This is a genomic window from Paenibacillus sp. FSL R5-192, assembly GCF_000517845.1.
Classification (GTDB): domain Bacteria; phylum Bacillota; class Bacilli; order Paenibacillales; family Paenibacillaceae; genus Paenibacillus; species Paenibacillus amylolyticus.
The window spans coordinates 170,904-182,864 of record NZ_ASPR01000015.1; the positions used below are offsets into that span (position 1 = coordinate 170,904).

13 protein-coding genes are annotated in these 11,961 nt (G+C 42.1%); 11 read left to right on the plus strand and 2 right to left on the minus strand.

Annotated elements, in window-relative coordinates; translation table 11 throughout:
• Positions 1 to 83: 83 nt before the first annotated feature.
• Positions 84 to 743, minus strand: coding sequence for a helix-turn-helix transcriptional regulator (locus C161_RS15655; RefSeq protein WP_036671328.1), 660 nt, complete (start codon positions 741 to 743; stop codon positions 84 to 86).
• 166 nt (positions 744 to 909) lie between these two features.
• Between C161_RS15655 and C161_RS15660 the strand changes: the two genes are divergently transcribed.
• From C161_RS15660 to C161_RS15690, 7 genes are all read left to right on the plus strand, one after another.
• Entirely contained in the window at positions 910 to 2,268 is a 1,359-nt protein-coding gene (locus tag C161_RS15660) for an MFS transporter (protein WP_036671330.1), read from the plus strand.
• A 12-nt stretch (positions 2,269 to 2,280) separates the two neighbouring features.
• The gene (locus tag C161_RS33490) at positions 2,281 to 2,628 is read left to right on the plus strand and encodes a winged helix-turn-helix transcriptional regulator (RefSeq protein WP_370511441.1); all 348 of its coding nucleotides are present in this window, start codon (positions 2,281 to 2,283) and stop codon (positions 2,626 to 2,628) included.
• Positions 2,618 to 2,977 (plus strand): HesB/IscA family protein, encoded by a 360-nt coding sequence (locus C161_RS15670; protein WP_017688344.1) that lies wholly within the window; start codon positions 2,618 to 2,620, stop codon positions 2,975 to 2,977. Before C161_RS33490 ends, C161_RS15670 begins: the two co-directional genes overlap by 11 nt.
• Before the next feature lie 23 nt (positions 2,978 to 3,000).
• Positions 3,001 to 3,288: a HesB/YadR/YfhF family protein gene (locus C161_RS15675; RefSeq protein ID WP_051449765.1), complete on the plus strand. Its 288-nt coding sequence runs from the start codon at positions 3,001 to 3,003 to the stop codon at positions 3,286 to 3,288.
• A gap of 122 nt (positions 3,289 to 3,410) precedes the next feature.
• Positions 3,411 to 4,850, plus strand: coding sequence for an MFS transporter (locus C161_RS15680; RefSeq protein ID WP_036671331.1), 1,440 nt, complete (start codon positions 3,411 to 3,413; stop codon positions 4,848 to 4,850).
• Positions 4,851 to 4,920: 70 nt separating this feature from the next.
• Positions 4,921 to 6,144 carry a macrolide family glycosyltransferase gene (locus C161_RS15685; protein WP_036671332.1) on the plus strand — a complete coding sequence of 408 codons (1,224 nt, stop codon included), beginning with the start codon at positions 4,921 to 4,923 and terminating at the stop codon, positions 6,142 to 6,144.
• 138 nt (positions 6,145 to 6,282) lie between these two features.
• The gene (locus C161_RS15690; protein WP_036615585.1) at positions 6,283 to 7,512 is read left to right on the plus strand and encodes a multidrug effflux MFS transporter; all 1,230 of its coding nucleotides are present in this window, start codon (positions 6,283 to 6,285) and stop codon (positions 7,510 to 7,512) included.
• A gap of 166 nt (positions 7,513 to 7,678) precedes the next feature.
• On the opposite strand, the gene C161_RS15695 is transcribed toward C161_RS15690, so the two are convergent.
• Positions 7,679 to 8,653 carry a helix-turn-helix transcriptional regulator gene (locus C161_RS15695; protein ID WP_036671334.1) on the minus strand — a complete coding sequence of 325 codons (975 nt, stop codon included), beginning with the start codon at positions 8,651 to 8,653 and terminating at the stop codon, positions 7,679 to 7,681.
• Between the two features lie 105 nt (positions 8,654 to 8,758).
• On the opposite strand from C161_RS15695, the gene C161_RS15700 reads away from it, so the two are divergent.
• From C161_RS15700 to cls, 4 genes are all read left to right on the plus strand, one after another.
• Positions 8,759 to 9,238, plus strand: a complete 480-nt coding sequence (locus C161_RS15700; RefSeq protein ID WP_036671335.1) for a GyrI-like domain-containing protein — start codon at positions 8,759 to 8,761, stop codon at positions 9,236 to 9,238.
• 177 nt (positions 9,239 to 9,415) lie between these two features.
• Entirely contained in the window at positions 9,416 to 9,763 is a 348-nt protein-coding gene (locus C161_RS32370; protein ID WP_156946123.1) for an S-Ena type endospore appendage, read from the plus strand.
• Positions 9,764 to 9,847: 84 nt separating this feature from the next.
• The gene (locus C161_RS15705; protein ID WP_036671336.1) at positions 9,848 to 10,192 is read left to right on the plus strand and encodes a DUF3992 domain-containing protein; all 345 of its coding nucleotides are present in this window, start codon (positions 9,848 to 9,850) and stop codon (positions 10,190 to 10,192) included.
• Between the two features lie 211 nt (positions 10,193 to 10,403).
• A complete protein-coding gene (gene cls, locus C161_RS15710) occupies positions 10,404 to 11,843 on the plus strand; it encodes a cardiolipin synthase (RefSeq protein WP_036671337.1) in 1,440 nt (479 codons plus the stop codon).
• The last annotated feature ends 118 nt before the right edge of the window (positions 11,844 to 11,961 follow it).

The window sequence follows — 11,961 nt, forward strand, 5'->3', positions numbered from 1 at the left end:
GATGATTTAGAGAAATCCGAATCGTACTAATCAGTTCAAAATCCAAACCAAAAGAGCAATCTCCAATGAGGTTGCTCTTTTGGTCATGGCTTATTATGCCTAACGGTGTATACGCAGTTTCTTCCTCCGGCTAGAATGTATTCTCCCCGTTCAATATGAACATTATCGCCTAGAACTGTTTTGAATAAATGTAACTCATTCTTGCATAACCCGGTACATACCGCGGCCGCTTCACAGATCGGACAATGCTTCTCAATGAATAGGAGACTGCCATCATCCTGCTCCTTAACCTCGGCCATATAACCTTCATTCGTACGAATTTCGGCCAATTTCTCCAATCTCTCTCTAACTCCTGATGAATCGCCAAGATGCTGAAGATATTGTTCTTGCATATTTTTATTTCGAACATCCAGCAGCTTGTCCAGCCCTTCAGTACCAAAAGCCTCTTTCATCGAATTGATGAGGCTGACGGATAGATCCGAATATCCACTTGGAAAAAAACGATTAGCCGCGGGAGTTAATATCCATAACTTGGTGGGACGACCCATGGGACGGGCCTCTTCCACAGTGGTGACCAATCCTTCTCCTTTTAGCGCATTCAGATGTTGACGAATAGCCATTCCGGATAACGAAAACTGAGAGGAGAGAGTGACAACATCCATTCCCCCGCGCTCTTTTAACAGATTAATAATTGCTCTCCGGGTACTGGTCGAGACATCCTTTTTAGTTTGATTTCCGCTCATGGTGCACCTCCTTGTGACGCAACTGAGTCTACATGACTAACTACATTTTAAACAAAAATGTTGACAAAGTCAAAGCCGGACTGTAGCTTAGACATTATAAACAAAAATGTTTACTAAGTATCCGGATACGATGTATACATACCAATTTTCTTGGAGGTCACATTTCATGTCGTCTAATCATCAAAGTATTTTCAGTCCGCGTTATTTTGCACTAACCATAGGGATTATTTTATCAGTGATGGCCGTTGGATTCGAAGGTCTATCCGTCACCACCATTGCTCCTTCGATTGCTGGAGACTTGAACGGCCTTAGCCTGTTCGGATGGATATTCAGTACCTATCTGCTTGCGCAGATTATCGGAACGCTGGTCGTCGGTCGGATCATTGATAAAAGAGGACCTGCAACACCGTTCACTTTTGCACTTCTGTTATTTATCGTAGGGCTGATCGCTGCCGCAACCGCAGGCGACATGTATACCATGATAGGATCACGGGCTCTACAGGGTTTGGGTGCCGGAGCTATGATGACTTGTGTGTATACAGCTATATCGTTAAGTTACCCGGATGAGTTGCGTGCCAAAATTCTTGGAGCATTTGGTACTGCCTATGTTCTTCCGTCCATGCTCGGTCCATATGTAGCAGGAGTTATCGCAGATCAGTGGTCCTGGCGCTTTGTTTTCTGGGGGATCTTACCTGTGCTGGTGGTTTCAGCATTGCTTAGTTTACCTGCCTTTAGGAAATTGAAAGTGCAGAAGACAGGAGGGGATAGCGGATCTTCATCCACTTGGATGGCGTTACTCTTAACGTTAGGTACAGGGATTTTCCTGGTTGGTCTAAGTAGGCTTCCGAGCATTATGGGATTTGTTTTAGTCGTGATTGGCCTAGTATTGATGATATTTCCTCTGCGTAAATTGCTACCGAAGGGAACACTTACGTTGCGCAGAGGAATGCCAGCTATTTTGGCAACACGTGGATTGTTCTTCGCTGCCTATACTAGTACACAGAATTTCTTGGTATTGGCTCTAATCGATGTGAAAGGAATTACACCTTCTCAGGCCGGATTAATTGTGGCGAGTGCTGCATTAAGTTGGTGTATCATTGCGTATCTGCAAGGACGGTGGGATGCGGCAGATCAGGGCAGTGGACGTCATATGAGAATTATTCTTGGCGTATTGTTACTTGCCATAGGGATTGCCATCGTATTTTGGGTACCTGTTGTGACCGTTACCATCGCAGTTATTGGGCAGATCATTGCAGGAGTTGGTATTGGATTGGCGCATCCGATTAGTGGTGTTGTCGCATTCTCCCAAACGGGGGAAGAAGGCGTGGGCCAAACCTCGGCAAATCTGCAATTTGCAGATTCTTTTACACCTGGTGTAGTGATTGGCATTGGTGGTTCCATACTTGTCGTGTGTCAGGCTGGCGGTATGTCACTTCAATCCGGCTTAATTGTAGCCATGGGTTTCCATCTCTTGTTGATCGTCACGAGTATCATTGCCAGTACTCGGATCTCACCACGCAGATGAATAAGAAAGTGGGTGTACAGACCATTGCTCACTGAGGATCCGAATAAACTATTTACAGCTTATCGCATCATCGGAACGAAATGGACGATCCATATTTTATGTGCTCTGTCTCAAGGCCCGAAGAGATTCGGTGAAATATTCGATAACATTCCTTCCATTTCCGAAATGATCCTCTCCAGACGTTTAAAGGGTCTTCAACATGATCATTTGGTCAAAAGAACAATACGGACACGCCCTACACAAATTATTTATGAACTTACGCCAAAAGGAGCTGCTCTTGCAGCATTCATACCCTGTCTAATGGACTGGGATACCAAATTTCAAAATGATACCACCGGGAGGAATAAAGATGATCATTGAGGTCAGTGATACAGCATCGGACAAAATCGTTGAGATCTTATCAAGTGCGGATATCCAAAATGCCTTTCTTAGAGTAGGCGTTGATGAAGGGGGATGCAGTGGTTTGTCTTATACTCTTATCGTGGATGAACAGCAGGCAGAAGAAGACATTGTGTTAAATAAAAAGCAATTTAAAATATTGGTTCACGCAAACAGTATTCCATATATTGATGGTCTTGAGATTGACTATGAAGAGAGCGGAATGTTAGGTGGATTCACCATGAATAATCCAAATGCCAAAGTTTCGTGTGGATGCGGGGCCAGTTTCAGAATGGCCAATTATCGTGGCGAAGTGAAAAAATGTGACTGAACTGAAGGAAGGAGTGCAGAGCAATGATCTCATTTGTAATATCTGACCAAGCAATCGATTCATTTAAGAATGAATGGGAATTGGAAGAGGACCAATATGTAAGGATTTACGCAAAATATGTCGGAGGAGGCTCCGATGCTTTTACAATTGGCATAAATGCGAGTGCTACACCGGTCGATCCCGCATTGGTTCAATCCATTGGAGGATTTCATTTCTTTGTTGAAAAAACAGATGCCTGGATCCTGGAGGATGAACTTCTCCAAATTGACTGTAATGAACATGGCATATTTTCAAGCAAAATCTCCTATTGAACATGGGGAACCCTATTCTAGACCATAATCTTACTTTTTAAACATTTAACTTTACAAAGTATAACACTTCATGTATATTCAGGAAGTAAAAAGGTTTATTTTACCATAATACCCATCAAATTATGGAGGTGTGGAAGACAAACAACAATCAGATTGGGATTTTTGATGCTCAGTACAGGGCGCCTACAATTGGGATTATGCTGGTTCTGGCAACCGTAGCTTTTGAAGGACTGGCTATCACAACGATTGCCGCGAAAATGGCACAAAGTTTAGAGGGTATTCATTTATACGGTTGGATTTTTAGCGCATTTTTGTTATCTCAGCTTATTGGAACTTTGGTTATGGGTCAGCAGATTGACAAGCGCGGCGTTTTTACATCCATGCTGATATCTTTTAGTGTTTTTGTGTTAGGAACTGTGGTCTCCGCTATTTCTTTCGATATGCACATGCTTATTGCCGGAAGAGCCCTTCAAGGTTTTGGAGCGGGGGCCCTGATCACATGTGTTTATACCTGTGTGACGTTACATTATCCAGATACACTTCGTACTCAAATCCTGGCCGCATTCTCTATGGCATTTGTCCTACCAACCTTAATCGGACCTTATGCAGCAGGCCTTATTGCTTCCTACATCTCGTGGCGATATGTTTTCTGGATCGTTCTACCCTTGATTGGAATAGCGTTGAGTCTCACATTCCGTTCTTTCCGTAATTTGCAGCTTCAGCAAGATCTGTCAGGTCCAGCGCGAGCAACTGACTCAAAGATTATGTATGCGATTCTGCTTGCGGTTGGAACGGGGCTGTTACTCACAGGACTTGGTATGATAACCGATTGGAAAGGCATAGTACTCACTTTGGCTGGATTAGTCGTCATGATCCAACCAATGCGTAAATTGCTGCCTGTGGGCACTTTTTCGGTAAAAAAAGGATTGCCTGCTACTTTGGTATCGAGGGGTCTATATGTTGCTTGTTATTTTACAACGGAAAGTTTTGTGATCTTGGCACTAACCGAAGTGAAGGGGTTATCAGCTGACCTTGCTGGCCTCATCGTAGCAGCAGGTTCTCTGAGCTGGTCCGCCGCAGCGTGGTTACAAGCCAAGCTTGATGCACGAGATCAAGGTCGGGCCCGAAAGGGTAGGGTCATGACGGGCATTGGGATTATGATCGTTGGAACTGCGCTTGTGATCCTGGCTCTTATTTTGACGGACGGTGGGATTATACTCATCCTTCTCTCACAAATGATTACAGGGTTCGGTGTTGGATTGGCCAACCCTACAACAGCAGCCATTGCTTTACAACATGCCTTGCCCAGGAAAGAGGGAGAAATGTCCGCGAATCTGCAATTTGTGGATTCCTTCTACATGGGCGTAAGCATTGGAGTTGGTGGCGCTCTGATTGCCTTGTCCGAAACGTTACAGTGGGGCATATCGACAGGTGTTTTGATCGTGTTAACACTGCAATTATTATGGGTCTTGTTAAGTTTCTTGGCATCACTACGAATTACCAAACTCGTTCATCAAGAACATCATCCAATCAACCAAGTGAAGGATAACATCTCCATGTAACGGATGACGACCGCGTCGTTAAATACATCACGAAGAACGGGGGGACTAATTGCATTGGGAGGTGGGTAAGATGGCACGTGTATTAGTAGTCATTACTCCAGCTGAAGGACATGTGAATCCATCGTTAGGATTAGTTACTCAGTTGATAGACAATGGTGAGGAAGTCATCTATGTGTGCACGGAGGAGTATCGTTCCCGAATTGAACAAACCGGTGCCCAGATCATTACCTATCCGTTTCCACAAGATGCCTTCTCTCATGATCCGGTGTTGAAACCCCAGGAATACAAGCATTCTTATCAGTTCATTTATATGATGGTAAGCGGTATTATCCGGAGGATCATCCCCAATGTGCTACAGGTGATCGAGGATCAAAAGTTCGATTATATGATCTTTGATTCCCTGATGGGATGGGGAGGGACTATTCTTGCAGAAAAACTGGGAATTCCTGCGGTGTGCTCGATTGCGTCCTTTGCTTTTGTGGAGCCTCTGGGATCTAGCTCAGTTCTGAATGAGACGGAGACGAAGGAGCTTTATGAGGCTACGATGAAGATCACAACGGAGTTAGCTGAAGAGCTTCAAGTGAGTATTCCAGCTATGGAAGAGATTCCGGCACATACAGGTCAGTTAAAGCTCGTGTACACCAGCCGTTATTTTCAGCCGCAGGCAGAAAAGCTGGATGATCGTTTTATTTTCACGGGTCCTTCGATCATAACACGCCAAGATGCTCCGACCTTCTCGTTTGAGTTGCTTCGTGAACGGTACCCGCAAACCGTGTACATTGCTATGGGTACGATTTTAAATAAAAATTTGGATTTCTATCAGCTTTGTTTTGAAGCATTAGGGGATCTACCCGTGAATGTTGTTTTATCTTCAGGAAAATACACGGATATGGAGCCGCTGGCTGATCAAATACCACCTAATTTTATCGTCAAGCCATACATTGCCCAGTTGGACATGCTGCAGCATACCGATGTTTTTATTACACACGCTGGAATGAACAGCACAAGTGAGGCGTTATATTATAACGTTCCAATGGTGATGATTCCATTAACATCGGATCAGCCTCTTGTCGCCAATCGGGTACAGGAGCTCGGCGCGGGTATTACTTTAAATAAACATAACCTCAGTGCAACTAATTTGAGAGAGGCATTAACAGAAGTGCTACACAATTCACTTTATAGACGGCAGGCTTACCTCATTGGTGAATCTCTAAGGCAGGCTGGCGGTTACAAGCGAGCTGCCGAAATGATCATGAGTCATATGGGTTCAGGCCGGGGGAGTTACACAATTTAAATAGTTTTCCATTCAAAGTCGCTTAATAAGCGGCTTTTTTTGGTTTTAATAGTCTTAAGACTTGACCTACAGTTAACTCTATGTCTTATACTCGATTAGGCTTGCAAATTATATAAGGAATTGGATATTTTATTTATTATGGCGAAGAGCACGAATTGGAATGTTTTTGGACTGGCAATACTACTAGGTTTATTTTCTACATTAGGTCCATTTACGATTGATATGTATTTACCGGCTTTTCCGGAGATTGCACAAAATATGAATACAACGGCATCACTTGTACAATTTAGCCTTACTGCTTGTTTATTAGGACTCGGTGTAGGACAACTTGTTATGGGTCCTTTGAGTGACGCGTACGGTAGACGTAGACCATTGTTGATCTGTATGGCAGCCTATATTATTTGTTCCTTGGCATGTGCTTTTGCTCCGAATATCGGACTATTAATTTTGTTTCGTTTCACGCAAGGATTTGCAGCTTCAGCTGGAATTGTCATTTCCCGTGCGATAGCCAGAGATCTATACAGTGGACATGAACTCACTAAATTTTTCTCTTTGCTGTTGCTTGTAGGGAATTTGGGGCCTCTGGCAGCACCCATCGCGGGAAGTGGGGTTCTTTCATTCACAACCTGGATTGGCGTGTTTATCTGCCTTTCATTCTTGGGAATTTTCTTATTAATCATGACAAAGTGGAGCTTAAAAGAAACACATCCCGTCGAAAGACGTATAGTTCCTGACTTCAAACAGCAATTGGGTAATTACAGAATGCTTCTGCGTGACCGTAAGTTTGTAGGCTACATGCTGGCACAGGGAATTATGACAGCAGGGGTCTTTGCTTATGTGGCGGGAACACCATTTATTTACCAAAATATATATGGCGTCACACCCACTGTATTTGCTATATTATTTGCTTCGAACGGCATCAGCTTGATCATCGGATCTCAAATCGTGGGTCGACTAGCTAAACGTATCCCTGAGCAGACGCTGCTATTATCGGGACTATGGCTTGCTATAATAGCAAGTGTGGCTGCTTTGGTCGTAACCCTGGCTCATGGTCCACTTTTCGCATTGGTGATTCCATTGTTCTTCTTCGTATGCTCGATCGGCATTACGTCTACAGCGGCATTCCCACTTGCCATGGAGAGTCAAGCTAAGATGGCCGGAAGTGCAGCAGCACTGCTCGGCGTTGTTCCTTTTCTTCTGGGTGCACTGGTTGCTCCTCTGGTCGGCATCGCGGGTGAGGACACTGCCGTCCCGTTAGGACTCACGTTATTAATGACCAGTATCATTGCGATTGTTACTTATTTCCTACTCGTTAAAAACGTCCCGCAGCATACACCTAATCATGCCCAGTCTAATGCTGACTTCTAGTATAGAAGGAACAGCTCGCCAAGCATTGGCGTGAGACATGAATGAATATGATTCCATTACAAGTCGCTAACACAGCGGCTTTTTTTGGTTTTCCGTACTGAATCCTCAGCCTGAATTCAGGTAAGGCATTGTTAGATAATGGAGAGACTAGGTAGGAGGGGGATGCTCACTGCTTCATTTGATATAAGCTTAATCTATCTTGTACAGCATTCAGGACTTCTTCCGGAATCTCCTTCACCTTGATATCTTCTCCTAGAAAAAGCAACCAATTGGTGATTTCGGTTAACTCTTCTGAGTTATGAACATTCATAAATGCCTTTAGGAGAGCCGTAGTCTGGTATGGATTTGTATAGGCAATGGAAAACTTTAAAGGATGGTATTTTTTGAATTGCGCAATCGCCTTTGGACCAAGTTCCAGGACAAGGTTGATAACTTCTTCCTGTGTATTTCGTTTGAATTGTTCTACAATCTTTTTTGTACTCAGTCTTTTTTTCGCCGGGTATGCTTCGACATGGATGAGGTTGTCAACGGATACGATTCGTCTTTTTTCTTCCTCCAAGTCAAAACCTTCAATGATCCAATGGCCTTTTTGATGATGAAGGTGCAAGAGAACGATGGGATAGGACTTTGTTTTCTTCTCTTCTTGCACAGTAACTAACAAATAACGTTCTATAAGAAGAATTTGGATGAGTTTCTCCAAAGTAGGGTGAGGCAGGTCTGATAGATCAAGCAAGTCTGGATTATGGGGATTGGTTCCTTCAAAAAGCAATATTTGATTCAAATGTACAAGGTCATCTTGCTGATTTTCTGAGATAAGGCCCAATAATTTTTCAGCCAAAGATTGACGACTCTTCAGATAAGGAAGCTGTTGATTTCTTGTCGCCATAAAAGCAATGAATAACGCTTTGATTTCATTATCGGTAAACCGTACCGTGGGCAGGAGGGAGTTGTTCATGACAAAATAACCCCCGTCCCGCCCAACTTCAGCGACAAGTGGCATTCCCATGGCTTCAATTTCTCTGATATCTCGAATGGCTGTTGAACGAGAAATATTAAATTCTCGCATGATTTCAGAGATAGTAAAGTGGGCACGGTTATTGATATAACGCGTGATGGTATTAATGCGTTCAACTTTTTTCATTGGGCCCCCTAAACAGTATCATATTCTGACATGATTTAAGGTTATTATAAACCTATCAAGTGAAAACACAAATCAATTGAAAATTTAAAGAGGACGGTGTAAACCATGAGTAATTATCATTTCGAAGAAAAAGAGAGCTTTATCGTATTAGGTATTGGAACGGATCTTAAGAGCGACTATACAGACTATGTTGGCATCAGCAAGGAGAAGGCGGATTTTTGGTCCACGGTGAAAGAGGATGGAAGCCTGGACAAACTAAAGTCTCTGGCAACAAACGACTACATTTTTGCCGTAAACGAAGCAGTGAATAACCAGATGATGCATTATGCTGGTGTCATGACAGAACAATCTCTGCCAGAAGCAACGAGAGTAATCCAATTTCCTAAGGGAGAATACCTGGTTGTGAAGGGCGAAGCTGAAACGGCTGATGCGCTCAATAATATGCTTACTGGCATTGCCTTTGGTCAAGCCCTCCCCGTAGAAAAAGATTATGCCTATGTTGGCGGTCCGAATACTACAGTTGAAATGGGAGAGAAAAACGGTTTGGTATATGGTGAAATGTGGATTCCTGTTGTAAGGAACTAACGAGCAGGGGAGTTTGGATAGTCGGTCGTATATCGTTTAAAGTCACGAACATAGTACTATTAAAAGCCGCTAATGTAGCGGTTTTTTTGTTGTTCATTAGGAGCATAATCATACATGAAAACAGCAGATCACTAATAAAATAAATGAAAGGAAGAATTATGGAAGGGAGCAGTCTGAGTGAATACTCGTCTCGCTGAAACAACTATTTGTGGGGAGTTCCATATAAATTCAGCAACCATAACAGAGGTTTTAACCCTGTGGTCAGCATCTTCAACCTTAAACGTACATGGTACAGTAAGTATTTATAATCATAAACAAAGTAATTCATCTGTATTTTTGAACATAATACATAATGAAGGAACGTGTTCGCTTCCTGTTCTACCGGGTAACACCTGTGCTTTTAGCTGTGCCGGAATGCATCATATTGAAGTGGAGATTGAAAAGAGCTTAAACAATATTGCAAGCGGTACATTTGGAATAGATATATACTATCAGGTTCTAAATGGAGAAGAGGATGAGGAATAGATGGAAACAAAGTTGGATTAGCCCGAACCACTACTATCTCCCCACATATATTTATAGAAAGAGTATTTTTAAGGAGGTTCATTAATGGCTCAAATTGGTAATTGTAATAATACGGTTTCTCCAGCGGTGGTAAACGATGCCGTATGTACTACGATAAGTTTGTCAGATACGGGAGGGACACCAACAATTATATACGAAAATTCCTCAACGTTTCTGATAAACGGAACTATTCTAATTGAGAATAACGGAGTGGGGGCTTCACCCACCGCTGCTTTGCTTATTGACGGTGTTCAAATTCCTGGTTTTGTCGTAGCCCCAGGTAGCAGTAGATCTTATACTGCACCAACAATTAATTCTATAAGTCTCATTGGAGCCGGTGCGGGAACAACAAGTATCAAAATTGCGTTCTCTTTGAATTACAGATTCTAAGTATAGGATATTCAATGTGAAAGAATCCCTTCTTTTATAGGAAGTGGATTCTTTTTTAGTTCAATGTCTAGTGATTATCATTTAATAGATTTAGTATTCCTCAAGTATGTTATCATATTCTTTGTGATGACGGCTTCATTCGAGAATAGCTAAGTAATAAGCACTTTTTATTATTTACATAAAGTCAATGGAAGGCAGGAGATATAACAGTATGGTCACGCTGATACTTTCACTCGTTATGATTATAAACATATTACTCTCAGCGGTATTTTTGTTTTTTGAAAGGAGAGACATTGGTTATACTTGGGCCTGGCTCATGATATTTTACTTCATTCCTATTTTAGGTTTTATCGTTTATCTCTTTCTGGGACGTAACCTCAAAAAGAAAAATTTCTACGGACTCTCAGCTGAAGAGAGAAACTCCCTAAAGTTAATTGTCGAGAACCAGTTAGTGACATTGAAGGAGCAACGTAAGGAAAACAACCCCCTGCTCATGAAATATGCTGACCTGATTCAATTGAATCTCACATCATCCAATGCAATCCTAACCAATGACAATGAGATATTCATCTTCGATGATGGACAAGAGAAATTTGATTCTTTATTTGCTGATATCAAGGATGCCAAGAAAGAGATTAACATCCAATATTACATTATTCAACCGGATTCCTTAGGGAAGAAATTACGAGATGAATTAACCATAAAAGCTAAAGAAGGCGTAAAAGTGCGAGTTCTCTATGACGAAATTGGTTCAAAGAAACTTTCATTGAAGTTTTTCAGAGAACTGATCTCTGCCGGTGGAGAAGTAGAGGTCTTTTTCCCGTCACTGATTAGGCCATTAAATTTCCGTATGAATAATCGAAATCATCGAAAACTTTGTATTATTGATGGGGAGATTGCTTATATTGGCGGATTTAATCTGGGGAATGAGTATCTAGGCATGGATAAAAAGTTTGGATACTGGCGTGATACACATTTTAAAATGCACGGAGATGCCGTTAATCATATTCAAGGAAGGTTTATTTTGGATTGGAAACACGCCAGCAAATCCCATCAAGTAAGTTACGAACAATTCTCCTTCAACACAGCAAAGCTTGATGGTTCAAGTCCAGTTCAGATTGTGTCTAGTGGTCCTAACTCACAGGTGGAACACCTGAAGAATATGTACATCAAGCTTATAGTAAATGCCAAAAAGAGTCTGTATATTCAAACGCCTTACTTTATTCCTGACAGCACTTTTATGGATGCATGTAAAATCGCACTCCTATCCGGGGTGGATCTGCGCATTATGATTCCCAATAAGCCCGATCACCCGTTTGTATATTGGGCGACTTGGGCGTATGCTGGTGAATTATTGGACTATGGAGCCAAGATTCTGTTATATGATAATGGATTCTTACACGCAAAGACCATTGTAGTAGACGAAGAAGTCGCTTCAGTAGGGACGATGAATATTGATTCCCGGAGCTTTAGGTTGAATTTTGAGGTGAATGCAATTGTATATGACGAGCGAGTTGCGAAACAACTTCAAGAATTGTTTCATCAAGATAGCCAGTTAAGTACAGAACTTACTTCTGATCGTTATAGAAATAGGTCCCTTATTATAAAATTTAAAGAAGGAATATCACGTCTTCTTTCACCTATTTTATAGCTCAGCTTCGCTGCCGATGTTATACTCAACCAGGCACGATAAAACTTTTCACTGAAGTGCTTCTTAACGACTAGAGTATTAGCAAATCCTTCTTTTTAAGTCAACAGTCAAAAGCTCT